The sequence below is a fragment of the Duganella hordei genome (genome assembly GCF_040369125.1).
GTDB lineage: Bacteria > Pseudomonadota > Gammaproteobacteria > Burkholderiales > Burkholderiaceae_D > Rugamonas > Rugamonas hordei.
In genome coordinates this window covers 1-17,272 of the sequence record NZ_BPWI01000002.1, presented here as the reverse complement: position 1 = coordinate 17,272, position 17,272 = coordinate 1, and the positions used below count along the sequence as shown (strand labels likewise).

At 62.3% G+C, this 17,272-nt stretch carries 14 protein-coding genes and 2 rRNA genes; 5 read left to right on the top strand and 11 right to left on the bottom strand.

Annotation, left to right across the window (positions count from 1 at the left end; translation table 11 throughout):
* Window positions 1-147: 147 nt before the first annotated feature.
* The 8 genes from ptsP to ABWW33_RS04160 all read right to left on the bottom strand — a co-directional run bounded on the left by ptsP (window position 148) and on the right by ABWW33_RS04160 (window position 7,921).
* Complete coding sequence (ptsP, locus tag ABWW33_RS04195) at window positions 148-1,890, bottom strand: phosphoenolpyruvate--protein phosphotransferase (protein ID WP_353399288.1); 1,743 nt, start codon at window positions 1,888-1,890, stop codon at window positions 148-150.
* Window positions 1,891-1,934: 44 nt separating this feature from the next.
* Window positions 1,935-2,204, bottom strand: coding sequence for an HPr family phosphocarrier protein (locus ABWW33_RS04190; RefSeq protein ID WP_353399285.1), 270 nt, complete (start codon window positions 2,202-2,204; stop codon window positions 1,935-1,937).
* 50 nt (window positions 2,205-2,254) lie between these two features.
* A complete protein-coding gene (locus tag ABWW33_RS04185) occupies window positions 2,255-2,662 on the bottom strand; it encodes a PTS sugar transporter subunit IIA (RefSeq protein ID WP_176654882.1) in 408 nt (135 codons plus the stop codon).
* Window positions 2,663-2,724: 62 nt separating this feature from the next.
* Window positions 2,725-3,672, bottom strand: a complete 948-nt coding sequence (gene gshB, locus ABWW33_RS04180) for a glutathione synthase (RefSeq protein WP_176654883.1) — start codon at window positions 3,670-3,672, stop codon at window positions 2,725-2,727.
* A 91-nt stretch (window positions 3,673-3,763) separates the two neighbouring features.
* Complete coding sequence (gene gshA, locus ABWW33_RS04175; protein WP_176654884.1) at window positions 3,764-5,065, bottom strand: glutamate--cysteine ligase; 1,302 nt, start codon at window positions 5,063-5,065, stop codon at window positions 3,764-3,766.
* A 152-nt stretch (window positions 5,066-5,217) separates the two neighbouring features.
* Complete coding sequence (locus ABWW33_RS04170) at window positions 5,218-6,786, bottom strand: ammonium transporter (protein ID WP_353399281.1); 1,569 nt, start codon at window positions 6,784-6,786, stop codon at window positions 5,218-5,220.
* An 11-nt stretch (window positions 6,787-6,797) separates the two neighbouring features.
* Window positions 6,798-7,136, bottom strand: coding sequence for a P-II family nitrogen regulator (locus ABWW33_RS04165; protein WP_008444920.1), 339 nt, complete (start codon window positions 7,134-7,136; stop codon window positions 6,798-6,800).
* Window positions 7,137-7,147: 11 nt separating this feature from the next.
* Window positions 7,148-7,921, bottom strand: a complete 774-nt coding sequence (locus ABWW33_RS04160; protein ID WP_176654886.1) for a TorF family putative porin — start codon at window positions 7,919-7,921, stop codon at window positions 7,148-7,150.
* Window positions 7,922-8,199: 278 nt separating this feature from the next.
* Between ABWW33_RS04160 and ABWW33_RS04155 the strand changes: the two genes are divergently transcribed.
* From ABWW33_RS04155 to ABWW33_RS04135, 5 genes are all read left to right on the top strand, one after another.
* Window positions 8,200-8,442, top strand: coding sequence for an accessory factor UbiK family protein (locus ABWW33_RS04155; RefSeq protein WP_176654887.1), 243 nt, complete (start codon window positions 8,200-8,202; stop codon window positions 8,440-8,442).
* Between the two features lie 118 nt (window positions 8,443-8,560).
* Window positions 8,561-10,072, top strand: a complete 1,512-nt coding sequence (locus ABWW33_RS04150) for a YifB family Mg chelatase-like AAA ATPase (RefSeq protein ID WP_353399276.1) — start codon at window positions 8,561-8,563, stop codon at window positions 10,070-10,072.
* A 116-nt stretch (window positions 10,073-10,188) separates the two neighbouring features.
* Window positions 10,189-11,901, top strand: coding sequence for a M1 family metallopeptidase (locus ABWW33_RS04145; protein WP_353399273.1), 1,713 nt, complete (start codon window positions 10,189-10,191; stop codon window positions 11,899-11,901).
* The gene (locus tag ABWW33_RS04140) at window positions 11,898-12,404 is read left to right on the top strand and encodes a hypothetical protein (RefSeq protein WP_353399270.1); all 507 of its coding nucleotides are present in this window, start codon (window positions 11,898-11,900) and stop codon (window positions 12,402-12,404) included. Before ABWW33_RS04145 ends, ABWW33_RS04140 begins: the two co-directional genes overlap by 4 nt.
* Before the next feature lie 175 nt (window positions 12,405-12,579).
* Window positions 12,580-12,921, top strand: a complete 342-nt coding sequence (locus tag ABWW33_RS04135) for a DUF1840 domain-containing protein (RefSeq protein ID WP_176654891.1) — start codon at window positions 12,580-12,582, stop codon at window positions 12,919-12,921.
* A 13-nt stretch (window positions 12,922-12,934) separates the two neighbouring features.
* Here ABWW33_RS04135 and ABWW33_RS04130 read toward each other — a convergent pair whose 3' ends face one another.
* The 3 genes from ABWW33_RS04130 to ABWW33_RS04120 form a co-directional block, all read right to left on the bottom strand.
* On the bottom strand, window positions 12,935-16,798 hold the full coding sequence (locus ABWW33_RS04130) for a two-component regulator propeller domain-containing protein (RefSeq protein WP_353399268.1): 3,864 nt from the start codon (window positions 16,796-16,798) through the stop codon (window positions 12,935-12,937).
* Between the two features lie 153 nt (window positions 16,799-16,951).
* Window positions 16,952-17,064 (bottom strand): 5S ribosomal RNA (gene rrf / locus ABWW33_RS04125).
* Window positions 17,065-17,193: 129 nt separating this feature from the next.
* A 23S ribosomal RNA gene (locus ABWW33_RS04120) occupies window positions 17,194-17,272 on the bottom strand; the annotation flags it as partial.

Sequence of the window (17,272 nt, the reverse complement as noted above, 5' to 3'; positions counted from 1 at the left end):
CCATCTATCAAGGCGGGACCGCGAGGATGGGTCCCACCGACTAGGAGGGTGCTACAAAATGCTCACAGCTAGGCATGGCGACGAAGACAGTACGCTAGTACGGCGAGGAGCCATAACGACGCTGTGGGCATTTTGTAGCACCCTCCGTTACATCAACTGCAATTGTTCGACCGCGTCTGCAATAACATTGGGTTCCATCGAGCGCATGATCTTGCGGGTTTGCGGCATGATGCGCGCAAGGTCGCTGTTCAGGATTTCCTGCTTGACCGACAGCAGCTGCGCCGGGTGCATCGAAAATTCGCGCAACCCCATGCCGAGCAGCAGGCGGGTGAGCTTGACATCGCCCGCCATTTCGCCGCACACAGCCACGTCGATGCCGGCTTTATGCCCGGCCGCAATCGTCATCGAGATCAATTGCAGCACAGCCGGATGCAGCGGATTGTAAAGGTGTGCGACCTCATAATCAACCCGGTCGATCGCCAGCGTGTACTGGATCAGATCGTTGGTGCCGATGGACAGGAAGTCCATCCGCTTGACGAACATCGGCAGCGCCAGCGCGGCGGCCGGAATCTCAATCATGGCGCCGACGTCGACGTTCTCGTCGAACTTGACGTTCTGCTCGCGCAGCTCGGCCTTGGCCTGGGCGATCATCGCCAGCGACTGGTCGATCTCGAAGGCGTGCGCCAGCATCGGGATCAGGATGCGCACCTTGCCGAACGCCGACGCGCGCAGGATGGCGCGCAGCTGCGTCAGGAAGATCTGCGGCTCGGCCAGGCAGTAGCGGATCGCCCGCAAGCCCAGCGCCGGATTGAGCGCCGTGTGCTCGCTCTGGTCGAGCGGCTTGTCGGCACCGATGTCGAGCGTGCGTATCGTCACCGGGCGGCCCTTCATCGCCACCACGGCCTTCTTGTACTGTTCGAACTGCTCGTCCTCGGACGGGATCTTGCTGTTGCGGCCCATGAACAGGAACTCGGAGCGGAACAGGCCGACGCCGTTGGCGCCCGCCTCCATCGCGGCCGGGCAATCGTCCGGCAGTTCGATGTTGGCCAGCAGCGTGATCTCGGTGCCGTCCTTGGTGATGGCCGGCGTCTTCTTCAGCTTTTGCAGCTTCTTGCGCGCGCGGGCGGCGGCGCCCTGGCGCTCGCGGTACTGCTCCAGCACCAGCGCGCTCGGATTGGCGATGACCACGCCGGCGTCGCCGTCGATGATCAGCCAGTCGTCCTGCTCGATCAGGGTCGAGGCGCCGGACATGCCGACGGCCGCCGGGATATCCAGGCTGCGCGCGACGATGGCCGTGTGCGAGTTCTGCCCGCCGACGTCGGTGACGAAACCGATGAAGGAACGGTCGCGGAACTGCAGCATGTCGGCCGGCGAGATGTCGTGGGCGACGATGATCATCTGCGCCTGGAATTCGTCCTCGCCGCCGGCGGCCGGCAGGATCTGCTCGGTGCCCATCAACACCTTCAGCACGCGCTCGGCGACCTGCTGGATGTCGGCCTTGCGCTCGCGCAGGTAGGGGTCCTCGATCTCGTCGAATTGCGCGGACAGCTCGTCGATCTGCGTCAGCAGCGCCCATTCGGCGTTGTAGTGGCGGGTGCGGATGATGTCGAGCGGCGCCTCCGAGATCATCGGGTCCGACAGGATCAGCGCGTGGACGTCGATGAAGGCGCCCAGTTCGGTCGGCGCGTCCTTCGGCAACTCGTTCCACAGCGTCTGCAGTTCCTTGTGCACCTGGGCCAGCGCCTGCTGCAGGCGCGCGACTTCGCCCTCGACCTGCTCTTCGGCCACCAGGTAGTGCTTGACGTCCAGCGCCGCCGGCGCCAGCTTGTGCGCGCGACCGATGGCGATCCCCCGCGAAACGGGAATGCCATGCAAGGTGAAGGAGGCCATAGGCGGACCTGTCGGGGTACGGGGGCGGCTGCGTTCCGCGGGCATTACTCGCCTTCGCCGAACTTGTCGTTGACCAGCGCCATCAGCGCGGCGATGCAATCGCCTTCATCGGCGCCGTCCGCTTCCAGCGTGACCTTGGCGCCCTTGCCGGCGGCCAGCATCATCACGCCCATGATGGACTTGGCGTTGATGCGGCGCGCGTTGCGGGTCAGCCAGACGTCGCTCTGAAATTTTGCTGCCAGTTGGGTGAATTTTGCGGAGGCACGCGCATGCAAACCAAGCTTGTTGATAATCTCAAGTTCTTGTTGAATCATTTTTCTTTTGTCTCAATCAGAAATGCGCACTGCAAGAAATAATTCCAAAGTCAGGATTGCCCGACCCGGATTCGGTTATCGACACGCACCGCCCCACTTTGCGCGCCGGCCAGGGCCATCTCCACCACCACGTCCAGCGTGTCGCGGCGGTAGGTGATGGCACGCAGCAGCATCGGCAAACTGATGCCCGCGATCACCTCCACCCGCCCGGCATCCGCCAGACGGTCACAGCAATTGGCGGGCGTACCGCCTTTGACGTCGGTAATCACCAACACGCCATCGCCGGCGTCGAGACGTTTGATCGCCGCCGCCGCCAGCGCCTGGACTTCGCCGAGGTCCTGGTCGGCGACCACGTCGATCGCCTCCAGCCGCTCGGTCGGACCACGGAACACATGGGCGCAGGCGGCAATGAAGGCCTGTCCCAGTGGTGCGTGCGTCATAAGCAGTATGCCAACCATATTCTTAAACCGCCAGTGAGCGCGGACGTTTTTTCACGGCGTCCGGCGCTATTGTTAATTTTTTAGTCGTGCGCCACAGCCGCTTCGACCGCGTCGATGAACATCGCGGCCACCGGGAAGCCCGTTTGCTGGGTGATTTCCTGGAAACAGGTTGGGCTGGTGACGTTCACTTCCGTTAGGAAATCACCAATAACATCTAATCCTACCAGCAACAAGCCACGGGCCGCCAGTACCGGGCCCAGGGCATTGGCAATTTCATAGTCGCGCTCGGTCAGCGGTTGTGCCACGCCGATGCCGCCGGCCGCCAGGTTGCCGCGCACCTCGCCGTTTTGCGGGATGCGCGCCAGCGAGAACGGTACCGGCTTGCCGCCGATGACCAGGATGCGCTTGTCGCCCTTGGCAATCTCCGGGATAAACCGCTGCACCATGATGGTGCGGGCGCCATTGTCGGTCAGCGTTTCAATGATGGCGCCGAGGTTCATGCCGTCGATCGTCACGCGGAAGATGCCGGTGCCGCCCATGCCGTCGAGCGGCTTGAGGATGACGTCGCCGTGATGCTGCTGGAAGGCGCGGATGCGCGCCTCGTCGGAGGTCACCAAGGTCGGCGAGGTGAATTGGCTGAACTGGCCGATGGTCAGCTTTTCATTGTGGTCGCGGATCGCGGACGGCTTGTTGAACACTTTCGCGCCCTGCTTCTCGGCCATCTCCAGCAGGTAGGTGCCGTAGATGTACTCCATGTCGAACGGCGGATCCTTGCGCTGGATGATGGCGTCGAACTCGCCCAGGTTGGTTTCGTGCGCCGGCGCGGCGCGGTACCAGTCGTGGGAATCGCCGGTCAGCGTGATCTGGGCGGCATTGGCGGTGACCACGCCGTTTTCCAGCGCCATGTCCTTTTGCTCGAAGGCATACACGGTGTGGCCGCGCTTGGCCGCCTCCACCATCATGGCGTAGGTCGAATCCTTGTAGGTCTTGAAACTGGCCAAGGGGTCGGCGAGGAAAGCTATTTTCATGGGCGCATCCATTCTGGGTAATGCCTGATTTTAGCCGAGTTTCGCCTGCGGCACCGGCGGGCGGACCAGTCGGCCTGCCCGGCGCGGAGGCTTAGTAGACTTCCGGATTCGGATCGGTGCGTTCCATTTCCAGCGACGCCGCCAGCAGCGCCAGCCGCGCCACCACGCCGTACACATAGAAACGGTTGGGCGCCGCCGTGCCCGGCTTGGCCTTCAGGTCCGGCACCGCGTGCTGCTGGGCGAACGCCAGCGGCACGTATTGCGAACCGGGCGCGTTCAGGTTCTGGTCGATGCCCTTTTCCGCGTGCACGCGGTAGAAGCCGCCGACCACATAGCGGTCTATCATGTAGACCACCGGCTCGGCCACCGCGTCCTTGATGCTCTCGAACGTAGGCACGCCCTCCTGGATGATGAAGTCGGTCACTTCCCTGCCATCCTTGATGACGATCATCTTGTCGCGCTGGGCCTGGCTCAAGTCCTTGATTTCGCTGGAATCCTTGATGGTCAGGATGCTGGTGCCGTAGGTCCCGGCGTCCGGCTTGACGATGACGAACGGCTTCTGGTCCTTGATGCCGTATTCCTTGTACTTTTTCTTGATCTTCGACAGCAGCGCGTCGACGTTGGCGGCCAGGCAGTCGTAGCCCTCGCCGGTGCGGAAGTTGACGGCGTCGCACTTGGCGTGGAACGGGTTGAGCATCCACGGATCGACGCCGATCAGCTTGCCGAACTTCTTGACCACCTCGTCGTAGGCGTTCATGTGGTTGCTCTTGCGGCGGATCGCCCAGCCGGCATGCAGCGGCGGCAGCAGGCTCTGCTCATGGATGTTCTGCAGAATGTCGGGGATGCCGGCCGACAGGTCGTTGTTCAACAGGATCGTGCACGGATCGAAATCCTTCAGCCCCACGCGGCGGCCGTTGGCCGACCGCACCAGTGGCTCGACCACCAGCATGTTGCCATCAGGCAAAGCCAGCGGCGTCGGCTGGGTGACTTCCGGCGACAGCGAACCGAGGCGCACGTGCAGCCCGGTCTGGCGGAAGATCTGCATCAGCCGCGCGACGTTTTGCAGGTAGGACGGATGGCGCTCGTGGATTTCCGGGATCAGCAGCAGGTTGCGCGCGTCCGGGCAATACTTGTCGATGGCAGCCATGGCCGCCTGTACCGACAATGGCAGCATTTCCGTCGCCAGATGGTTGAAGCCGCCCGGGAACAGGTTGGTGTCGACCGGCGCCAGCTTGTAGCCGGCGTTGCGCATATCGACCGAGCAATAGAATGGCGGCGTGTGCTCCTGCCACTCCAGCCTGAACCAGCGCTCGATGGCCGGCGTGGCGGCCAGGATTTTCTCTTCAAGATCGAGCAGCGGTCCGGTCAGGGCCGTGACGAGATGGGGAACCATGTTTACTTCCTTAGCTATTACCGTGCAGATAGCCCAAATCGGGGCGAAAACCGTATTTTAAAGGCAGGAAATGAAAAAAGCGCCTCTTTTGGAGGCGCTTTTCGTTGACCCGCCGAAACGGGTCGATGCAACATTATTAATTAAGCACAGGATTAAGCGTGATACGCGGACTCGCCATGGCTGGTGATGTCCAGGCCTTCGCGCTCTTCTTCTTCCGGAACGCGCAGGCCGATGACGATGTCAACCAGCTTGTAGGCGATCAGCGACACGATGCCCGACCACAGGATCGTGGTGCCGATCGCGGTGGCTTGCGTGGTCACCTGGCTGGCGATCGAGTAAGGATCGGCCGACATTTTGTTGGTGACATAGTCGAAGATGCCTTGACCGCCCAGCGATGGCGAAGCGAACACGCCGGTCAGCAACGCACCCAGGATACCGCCCACGCCGTGCACGCCGAACACGTCCAGCGAGTCGTCGGCGCCCAGCAGGCGTTTCAGGCCGTTCACACCCCACAGGCAGATCACGCCAGCCAGCAGGCCGATGATCAGCGCGCCCATCGGACCGACGAAACCGCAAGCCGGGGTAATCGCGACCAGGCCGGCAACGGCGCCCGAAGCGGCACCCAGCATCGATGGCTTGCCTTTGAAGATCCACTCGCCCAGCAGCCAGGACATGGTGGCGGCGGCGGTGGCCAGCAGCGTGTTGACGAAGGCCAGGGCAGCGATGTCGCCAGCTTCCAGCGCCGAACCGGCGTTGAAACCGAACCAGCCGACCCACAGCAGCGAAGCGCCGATCATGGTCATGGTCAGCGAGTGCGGAGCCATCGATTCACGGCCGTAGCCGACGCGTTTGCCCATCATGTATGCGCCAACCAGGCCGGCGACTGCGGCGTTGATGTGAACCACGGTACCGCCGGCGAAGTCCAGCGCACCTTTTTGGAACAGGAAGCCGGCTTTCGCGCCTTCGGTGGCGGCGGTGGCGGCATCCTTGATCGCGTCAGGACCGGTCCAGAACCAGACCATGTGGGCGACTGGCAGGTAAGCGAAGGTGAACCACAGTACGACGAAGGCCAGTACGGCGGTGAACTTGGCGCGTTCGGCGAAGGAACCGACGATCAGGCCGCAGGTGATGGCGGCGAACGTGGCCTGGAACACGACGTAGACGAATTCAGGAATCACGACGCCTTTGCTGAAGGTGGCGGCGGTCGAGAACGTGGCCTTGGCCGGATCCCAGATGCCGTTCAGGAAGGCACGGTCGAATTTACCGATGAAGGCATTGCCTTCGGTGAACGCCAGCGAGTAGCCGTAGACGCACCACAGCACGATGATCAGCGCGAAGATGGTGAACACTTGCAGCAGGATCGACAGCATGTTCTTGGAACGGACCAGGCCGCCGTAGAACAGCGCCAGGCCGGGAATCGACATCATGATGACGAGAATGGTCGACACCATCATCCACGAGGTGTCGCCCTTGTTCGGGACAGGTGCGGGTGCGGCGGCGGCTTCGGCCGGAGCGGCCGGAGCGGCGGCGGCCGGCGCCGGAGCGGCGGCAGCTGGCGCGGCGGCCGGTGCCGAAGCTTCAGGCGCCGACGCGGCAGCGGCGGCTGGTGCGGACGCGGCCGGTGCCGACGCTGCCGGCTTGGCATCCTCGGCATGGACCGGAGCAGCCAGCGCAAACAGGATGGAAACCCCAGCTAGCAACGTTGTTATAGTTTTCTTCATCAATCTTCCCCTTAAAGAGCTTCGTTGCCGGTTTCACCGGTACGAATGCGGATCACTTGTTCCAGGTTGTACACGAAGATCTTGCCGTCACCGATTTTGCCGGTGCGGGCAGCGCCTTCGATCGCTTCGATAGCCTGTTCGACGATGGAATCGTCCACCGCCGCTTCGATCTTGGTCTTCGGCAGGAAGTCCACCACATACTCCGCACCGCGATACAGCTCGGTGTGGCCTTTTTGGCGACCGAAGCCTTTTACCTCGGTGACCGTAATGCCTTGCACGTTGATCGCCGACAGGGCCTCGCGGACCTCGTCGAGCTTGAACGGCTTGATAATGGCGGTAATCATTTTCATGCTGGCCTCGCTTAGAAGGTTTTGGAAATGGACAGGACAGCACCCGTTTTTGCCAGGTTCTTCCCATCCGGTCCGACGTAGGCTTTCGTGTCGGCATAGACCGCCGCCAATGCCACCGTCACTACGCCGAAATCTTTGGTCACGCCCAGCTTGTAGTCGGTATAGCTGGAGGCGCCGTTGTGTTTTACGTTCTGGTGACCCGCGTGCACGTTCAGGATGTAGCCGTCGGTCAACTCGAAGTTGCCGGAAGCGTCGACGTAGCCGCTGTTCTTGCTGTCGGCAAAGCCGAACAGGTTGGTCGTCGATTGCGAGTATTTGAGCGAGACCGGACCATAGGAGATCTGGCCGTACAATTCGAAAGTATTGGCGCTAGGGTGCAGGCCGTTCGATGGGTAGTAGTAGTACAGGCCACCGACGTCGTACGAGACGTCCTTGACGATCTCGCCGCGCTTGCCGGCGTACAGATCCCATTCGACATCGCCGTCGCCGCCTGCGTCCTTGGTCCACTTGATGGTGGACAACCAGGTACCGGCATACAGGCCGGTCGGATTATTGGTATAGTCCGCGCCGCCCTGCAGAGCAGGTTTCAGACGGGTTTGCGATACGCCGCGATAGCGGTAGTCGCTGACAATGGCCGCGTTAAAGCTGACTTCATTGTCGGGTTTCGCTTCCGGCGCGGGTGTCGCGTCTTCGGCGTGCGCCATGCCGGCGCTCAGGGATGCGAATGCTAACGTCAACGCTGCAAGGGTTACGTTCAGGGTAAAGTTCTTAGTCAAGCTTTTCATTGTATTTTTCCTTGTGTAGTGTGAACTTAGTTAGCAGTTGCGGTTTAAAATCCTTGTAAAGCGAAGCGGTGAACAGCATCATTAGCTTCTTTAGCAGAATGCGTGCCAGCTAATGTTGCCGAGGTGATAGCGGCTGCATCAGCAACTACAACGGGGCGTTTCCGACAAAAGTGGGAGTTGGGCGGCCTGCGGCGGCAAAAATCACGAATTTCGCACCACTTTAACGCCGACATGCACCGCAATGGTGCGACGCATGGGCGACTAGATCAAGGAATATTATGGATATGAACACTTTTTTTAACGACTTGCAGACCAAGATCAGTCAAGCCATCGAAAACTCACCAGCAAAGGACATCGAGAAAAACGTGAAGTCCATGATGACGCAGGGTTTTTCCAAGCTGGACCTGGTCACGCGCGAGGAATTCGACGTCCAGACGCAAGTGCTGGCCAAGACCCGCGCCAAGCTGGAAGCGCTGGAAACCCGTTTGGCCGAGCTGGAAGCCAAGGCGGCAGGTCAATAAAATAGCGGAATAAGTAAGCGAAATGCGGCCGGCGCCCGCCCGTTTGGGCTAGCGCAAGGCGGGACGGCGGGCTTGGGCTACGCTGGCGGCTGGTTATCACTGGTCGGTCTGCCATCCCATGAGCCTAGCCGTACTCAAGAGCCGCGCCCTGGCGGGCATGGAGGCGCAGGAAGTCAGCGTCGAAGTGCACCTGGCCAACGGGCTGCCAGCCTTCACCATCGTCGGGCTCGCCGACACCGAGGTCAAGGAAGCCAAGGACCGCGTCCGCGCCGCCATCCAGAACGGCGGCTTTGAATTTCCCGCACAACGCATCACCGTCAACCTGGCCCCGGCCGATTTGCCGAAGGAATCGGGGCGCTTCGATTTGCCGATCGCGCTCGGCATCCTGGCCGCGTCCAGGCAGATTCCGTCCGCCCGCCTGCACCAATATGAATTCGCCGGAGAGCTGTCGCTGTCGGGCGAGCTGCGGCCGATACGCGGCGCGCTGGCGATGTCGCTGGCAACCCGGCGCAACGGCGGCCGGCTGGCCTTCATCCTGCCGATGGCCAACGCCGACGAGGCCGCGCTGGTGGCCGATGCCGCCATCTACCCGGCGCAATCGCTGCTGCAAGTGTGCGGCCACTTCGGCGCCAAGTCCGCCGACGCCATGCTGTCGCGGCATGAACCGGTGCAACTGGTGACGCAGCCGGACTATCCGGACTTTGCCGACGTCAAGGGTCAGCTGATGGTCAAGCGGGCGCTGGAGGTGGCCGCGGCCGGCAATCACAGCATCTTGCTGGTCGGGCCGCCGGGCGCCGGCAAGACCATGCTGGCCGCCCGCTTCGTCGGCCTGCTGCCGGCCATGACCGACGAGGAAGCGCTGGAGGCTGCCGCCGTGCAGTCGCTGACGGGCAGCTTCCGCATCGAGCACTGGAAGCGCCGGCCGTTCAGGTCGCCTCACCACACCAGTTCCGGTGTCGCCCTGGTTGGCGGCGGCAGCGTGCCGCGCCCCGGCGAGATTTCGCTGGCGCACCGCGGCGTGCTGTTCCTCGACGAACTGCCGGAATTTGACCGTCGGGTGCTGGACGTGCTGCGCCAGCCGATGGAATCCGGCCGCATCACGATTTCGCGCGCCGCCCGGCAGGCCGAGTTCCCCGCGCACTTCCAGCTGATCGCCGCCATGAATCCCTGCCCTTGTGGCTATTCGGGCCATATCAGCGGCGTCTGCAACTGCTCGCCGGACCTGATCCGGCGCTATCAAAGCCGCGTGTCCGGCCCGCTGCTGGACCGCATCGACATGCAGATGGAAGTGGCCGCCGTCAATCCGGAGGTGCTCAGCGCCGACGCCGATGGTGAACCGACCACCGTCATCGCCGCGCGCGTGCAGGCAGCCGCCGATATCCAACTCGAACGCCAAGGCAAGCGCAACCAGTACCTGACCACGCGCGAGATCGATCATTTCTGCAAGCCCGACAAGGCCGGCAAGGCACACCTGAAACAGGCGATGGAACACTTCCAATGGTCGGGCCGCGCCTACCACCGCATCCTGCGCGTGGCGCGCACGATCGCCGACCTCAAGCAGGCCGAACGCATCTCCCAACCGCATGTCGCCGAAGCGATCCAGTACCGCCGGGCGCTGCGCGACCGCTGAAGTATCCCCGTGCTGGCTGCCCGTGCTTAATTCTGCCGATGAGGCCGCTTATCGTCACCTCTTCGTTAGCCTTGCTGATATATTGCTCGCTGCTCATTTAATCAGCCGGGAATTCAATGACACGCCTGCCCCTCTACCTCGCCGCCAGCGCCCTGCTGGCCGGCTGCGCCACCAGCCAGGTGCCGCTGACCGATTTCACCGCCAACTCCGGCAGCCCGCGCGCGCCCGAGCAACTGGCGGTCACCTTCGACAAGGCCGACCTGGCGCTGCGCGTCGATCCCGCCACCCAAAGCATCAGCGGCGACGCCGCGCTGACCTTCACCGCCACCGCGCCGCTGACCCGCATCGCCGTCGAACTGGACCGCAACCTGCCGATCGATTTCGCCAGCGTGGATGGCGTCGCGCTGGCACCGTCGGCGATCAGCAATCCGGACGGCCGCCTGTACCTGACCCTGCCCACGCCGCTGGCGGCCGGCGCCGTCACCACAGTGCGCATCCGCTATCACGGCATCCCGCATGTGGCCAGCCACGCGCCGTGGGACGGCGCCTTCATGTGGAGCAAGACCGAAGACGGCCAGCCATGGATCACCACCACCGTCGAAGGCGAGGGCTGCGACCTGTTCTGGCCCTGCATCGACCATCCGCAAGGCAAGCCCAAGCTGATCGACCTGCACATCAGCGTGCCGACGCCGCTGGTGGTGGCCGGCAACGGCGTCGCGCTCGGCATGGATGAAAAAGACGGCTGGCGCACCTACAACTGGCGCGCGAAAAATCCCAGCACCTACGGCGTCGCGCTGAACATCGGCCCGTACGAAATGCTGTCCGGCGAGTACGACAGCCGCTACGGCAACAAGATTCCGCTGCGCATGTGGTACCTGAAAGGCCACGATAAAAAAGCCCAGGGCCTGTTCGCCGAGTTCGCGCCGATGCTGACCTTCTTCGAAAGCCGCATCGGTCCCTACCCGTTCGGCGACGAAAAGATGGGCGTGGTCGAGACCCCGCACCTGGGCATGGAACACCAGACCATCAACGCCTACGGCAACGGCTACGTCAAATCGCCCTACGGCTACGACTGGCTGCTGCATCACGAGCTGTCGCACGAGTGGTTCGGCAACCAGATGACCAACGCCGACTGGGACGACATGTGGCTGCACGAAGGCTTCGGCAGCTACATGCAGCCGCTGTACCTGGAATACCTGCGCGGCGAGATGGACTTCCAGGCAGAGCTGTTCAACCAGCGCAAGTCCCTGCGCAACAAGGTGCCCGTGGTCAGCGGCAAATCGATGCGCATCGAGGACGTCTACGAGGACGAGCGCGGCGGTCCGGGCAACGACATCTATACTAAAGGTTCGCTGATCCTGCACACGCTGCGCAACCTGATCGGCGACGACGCCTTCTTCCGCGCCACGCGCCGCATGGTGTACGGCACCGACACGCCGGCGCCGGGCAACTTCCAGCCGCGCTACAGCAGCACCAGGGAATTCATCGCCATCGCCAACGAGGTCAGCGGCCGCGACCTGGGCTGGTTTTTCGACGCCTACCTGTACCACGCGGCCTTGCCGGAACTAGTGGAAGAACGCAGCGGCAACCAGCTCAAGCTGAGCTGGAAACTGAAGGATGGCGGCGCCTTCCCGATGCCGCTCGAAGTGCGCGTCAACAACCGCATCGAGAAGCTGGCGATGACCGACGGCAAAGGCGAACTGACGCTGCCGCCGCAGGCACTGGTCACCATCGACCCGAATTCGCGCGTGCTGCGCCAGCTGGCCCATATCGACGAATGGAAACTGCAGGAAGAAGCCCGCAAGAAAAAAGAAAAGGCCGGGAAATGAAGAAAATATCCCTATCGCTGATGCTGGCGGCCGCGCTGTGCGCCTGCAGCCCGCAATACGACTGGCGCGACTACCGCAGCAACGACGCGCCCTACGCGGTGCTGTTCCCCGGCAAGCCGGCCAGCCAGACCCGCGCCATCCAGCTGGACGGCATGGACGTCAGCATGACGATGACGGCCGCCGAAGTGAACGGCGTCGTGTTCGCGGTCGGCAGCGCGCAGCTGGCGGATGCGGCCAAGGGACCGGCCGCCATCGAGGCCATGAAAACCGCGCTGGTCAACAATATCGGCGCCACCGTCACCAGCAACAAGTCCTCTGTTAACGGCAAGCAATCCACGCTCGAAGTTGAGGCAAAGGGCAGCCAGAATGGTGAAGCGATGCGCCTGATTGGACGTTTTATTGCAAAGGACAAAAGGATTTACCAGGTCATCGTCATGGGCCGCGATAAAAACATCGTGCAGGACGAGGTGGAAACTTACCTGAGTTCATTCAAATTGAACTGAAACGGTGGCGCTGGCTTAAAAGATGCTTAATCTGACGTGCGCTAGCGCTCATACAGATGAGCGGCTCTATTGTAAAGTTGTACCCATGGCCTAATGTCTAAGCTAACGGCCTGCCGCTCAGGCAAGAAGCGGTGCACCGTGGTATCGTTCAACTACAAGACTAAGAAAGCACTCTATGTTAATTGCGTTCAAATCCCCATCCAGTCCGGAAGTCCTGATGTACCAGGAACATGCGCAACGCATCCTGGACCTGCTCCACAAAAATCCGACGCGCGGTGTGATCACGGCGGCGGAAGCGGCCCAGGCTTTGTCGGTGCTCGAACACGAGGTTGCCGAGAGCAAGCTGCATCCGGAAAATGACGTCGAACACGACGCGCATGCCCACGAAAAGGAAGAAGGCGAAACGGTGGAGCACGCCGTATTGCAACGCGTCGGCTTTGCCGCCCGTGCCTATCCGCTGCTGGAGATGTTGCGCGCCGCGAAACAGGAAAACGAAAGCATCATCTGGGGCGTTTGACCCCGCCTTCCCGTCAATCTCCCGCCAGCGACGCCTTGAGCGGGAGATCTATCGTAAAGCGCGTGCCCACGCCCACCGCGCTGTCCACGCGAATGCTGCCATCGAGCAGCGAGGTCACGATGTTGTACGTGATGCTCAGCCCCAGTCCGTTGCCCCCCTGTCCCAGCTTGGTCGTGAAGAAGGGATCGAAAATGCGCGCCTGGTGTTCGATCTCGATGCCCTTGCCGTCGTCCTGGAACACAATCCGCACCTGATCCGTGCCCAGCCGCACCGCCCACATCTTGATCGTGCCGCCGCTGCGGCCGTCAAACGCATGCAGCAGTGCATTGTTGATCAGGTTGATGATGACCTGGCCGTACGGTCCCGGGAAACTGTCCATCTGTATATCGTCCGGCATCTCCAGCTCGACCTGATGCCCGGCCTTGCGGATCTGGTTCTTCATCGTCGTGACGATTTCCTGGCTGGCCTGGTGCAGGTCGAAATGGCGCCGCTTGGCGCTGGCCTGGTCCACCGCCACCTGCTTGAAACTGTTGACCAGCTCGGCCGCGTTGCGCAGGCTGCGCATCAGCAGCGTCGACGCCTCGCGCGCCGCGTCGATGAAAGCCTGCAGGTCCGAGCGCCGCAGCTGGTTGCTGCTGTTGCGATTGTCGATCTCTATCGTCTTGTCCTCCAGCGTGCTGGCGATCACCAGGCTGTTGCCGATCGGCGTGTTCAACTCGTGCGCCACGCCGGCCACCAGCGAACCGAGCGCGGCCAGCTTCTCGCGCTCCACCAGTTGCTGCTGGGCGTCCCGCAGCTGCCGGTACGAATCGGCGTTGGCAAACGCCACCGCCACGTACGAGGCCAGCGTGGTCAGCATGTCCAGGTCGATGCGCTGATAGGCGTGCGTACGATAGCTGTGCACGGTGATCACGCCGCGCACCTGGCCGGTGACCGAGATCGGCACATAGATCAGCGAGCGCGGCTCGGTCGGCAGCGAGCCGTCCTCCAGCGTGCCCATGTCGTCGGCGCCGGACACCAGGTCCAGGCTCTCGATGTAGCGCGCATACTCTTGCTCCAGATCGTTGATGAACACTTCCTGCGCATTGGTGATGCACCACACGGCCAGCTGGTTGGGTTCGCGCATGCTGCGCGTGTATGGCGTATAGCGCTTGCCCTGCTCCATCGCGAACGGATATTCGATCAGCTCCTGCTCGGGCCGGTAAATGCCGATGCCGAACACGCTGGCGTCCATCAGCGCATGCACCTGCTGGTACAGCATCGACATGATGGCTTCGCTGTCGAGGTTGGCGGTGATGCGCCGGCCGATGTCGGACAGCAGCGAGATATTGCGATGCGCCAGCTCCACGCTTTCCTTCTGCCGCTCGACCTCCTGCTTCTGCCGTTCTATCGATTCCTTTTGCTGCACCAGCTCCCGCGTGCGGCTGCCGACCTCCGCTTCCAGCACGTGCTTTTGCCGCACCAGCATGTTGATGCGGAAGCGTATCAGCAGATAGGCGCCGCCCATCGCCAGGCTCAGCCCGAGCATGCGGAACCACCAGGATTTCCAGAACGGCGGCGCGATGATGACCTCCATCGCCACCGCATCGGAACTCCAGACGCCATCCTTGTTGGCGGCGCGCACGCGGAACACATAGCGGCCCGGGTCGAGATTGGTGTAGGTGGCGAAACGCTTGCCGGCGTCGGCCGTTACCCATTGCGGATCGAAGCCTTCGAGCTGATAGGCAAAACGGTTGCGCTGCGGGTCGGCGTAATGCAGGCCGGCGAATTCAAACGAAAACACCGCGTCGAGATAACTCAGGTGCAGCGACTTGGCCTCGTAAATCGGTCCCTTGGCCAGCACGTCGGTACGCAGCGCATCGCTGAGGATGGACTGGTTGAAGATGGAAAAATCCGTGATCGATACCGGCGGCGCGTGGGGGTTGTCGTGGATGTGCGACGGCTGGAACGCGGTCACGCCGGCCAGTCCGCCGAAGTACAGCGTGCCGTCCGCCGCCCTGTAGCCGGAGCCGATGAAATAGGAACCGTCGATCAGGCCGTCGCGCGAGGTGTATTCCTTGAACACGCCGGTATCCGGATTGAACATGGACAAGCCCGCCGTGCTGCTGATCCACAAACGTCCCTGCCGGTCGGGGAGGATGGCGCCGACCGGATCGGGTGCGCGGCCGTTGCGGCTGGGATAAAAGCGGAAGCGCAATTCGCCGTCGGCGCCGCGTTCGCCCATGCACAAGCCGGCCGCCGTGCCTATCCACAGGCGGCCCTTGTCGTCTTCGTACAGGTAGTGCACGCGCTTGTGGCTCAGGCTGTCCGCCCGGCGCGGATCGTGGCGGTAATGGCGGAACTTGCCGGTGGTGGCGTCAAAGCGGTCCAGGCCGTTCTCGGTGCCCAGCCACAGCACACCGGCGTGGTCTTCCAGCAAGGCGTAGATACGGCCGTCCAGGCTGTCGGCATTGTTCGTCTCGTGGCGCCAGGTGGTGATCGCGCCGGAGTGTTGATCGATGTGGTGCAGGCCGGCGCGCGACGCCACCCAGATCTCGCCGGCATGATCGACCAGCACGCGCTGAATCGACAGCGACGCCGGATCGGCATCGAGCGCGGTCCGCGTGAACTTGCCGCTGGATGGATCGCGCCATCCCAGTCCGGTGGTGCTGCCGACCCACAGCCGGCCCTGCCGGTCTGTGTCGAGCGCCAATATCTGGTCGCCGGGCAGGCTGGCTGGATCGCCCTCGTCATGATGCCAGGTCTTGCTTTCAGCTTTGTCCAGATCCAGCAGCGTCAGGCCGTCGCCGGTGCCCAGCCACAGCTTGTTGCCGCCGGCGCCGCCGATAATGCGCACCTTGTTATTGCTGATGCTGGGCAGCACACCCGGATATTCGGTGTAGCGTTCGAAACCGCCGCTGGCCAGGTCCACCCAGTCGACGCCGCTGTACCAGTTGCCGACCCATAAGGTGCCGGTGCGATCCTGGTACAGGGCGCTGATCTGGTTGTCGCCAATGCCGTGGCGGTCCTGGCTGTTGCGGCGGTAGTGGTAAAAATGCCTGGAGACGGGATCGCGCCGCTTCAAGCCGTCGGCGAAGGTGCCGGCCCACAACACGCCATCGCTATCATGCAGCAGCACGACGACGCGCTGGCCTGACAAGTCTTCATCCGGCGCCAGCGCGATGCGCTCCGCCTCGGCGCCGTTCAGGCGCCATGCCTGCAAACCGCTCTGGGTGCCGGCCCACAACACGCCGTCCGCGCCTATCGACAGCGACAGGATGCTGTTGGAAAGTACCGCGCCGGCCTGCGGCGACAGATGCCTGAATTTCGAACTGCCGGCCGCCAGCACTTCCAGCCCGCTGGCGGTGCCGATCCACAGATTGCCGGGTTTGTCGCGCACCAGCGCCGTCACGCGATCGTCCCCGATGCTGTCGGCGTCGGCCTCCGCATGTCGCAACGTTTGCACTTGCCCGGTGGGGATGTCGAAGCGCTGCAGGCCCTCGCTGGTCACCAGCCACAAGCCCTGCTTGCCGTCGCCGACGATGCCGGTCACCGTCAGGCCTCCGTTCTTGTTGATCTGGTGCACGAAGGATTGGGTGGCGGGATCATAGCGGTCCAGGCCGCCTTTACTGCCGACCCACAGCGTGCCGCCGGCGTCCTCGTACAGCGCGTGCACGTAATTGTCGAGCAGGCTGCGGGGATTGGACGGATCGTTCTTGAACACCGTCATCCGGTAACCGTCGTAACGGTTCAAGCCGGCCTGGGTGGCCAGCCACATGTAGCCGTGGCGGTCCTGCAGAACAAAGGTGACGGATTCCTGCGTCAGTCCCTGTTCGACGCCGAGATGCTCAAATCGCAGGCTGAGCGGCGCGGCCCGTACAACGGAAAAAAGCCCCAACAGGAGCAGGAAAAAGAGGCGAACGGAGCGTGTTGCAATACCTGGCATAAGGTTGCTTCCGGGATATCGCCCCATTCTCGCACAACCTCAAAAATCCGAACGAAAAAAAACCCCAACAGCATTCAATCTGTTGGGGTTTTTTCATAATAACTAGCCTGACGATAACCTACTTTCACACTGGTTGCAGCACTATCATCGGCGCAGAGTTGTTTCACGGTCCTGTTCGGGATGGGAAGGGGTGGGACCAACTTGCTATGGTCATCAGGCATTGACTTGTACGAGCCGCGTTCTTGTGAACGTTGCCCAGAATCTGGAATCGGTAAGTAATTGGGTAATGAAGTTGTATCAACGAACGTTCAACGCACTTCTCATTCACCATAACCTGCCAAGGTTATAGGGACAAGCCGTACGGGCAATTAGTATCAGTTAGCTTAATGCATTACTGCACTTCCACACCTGACCTATCAACGTCCT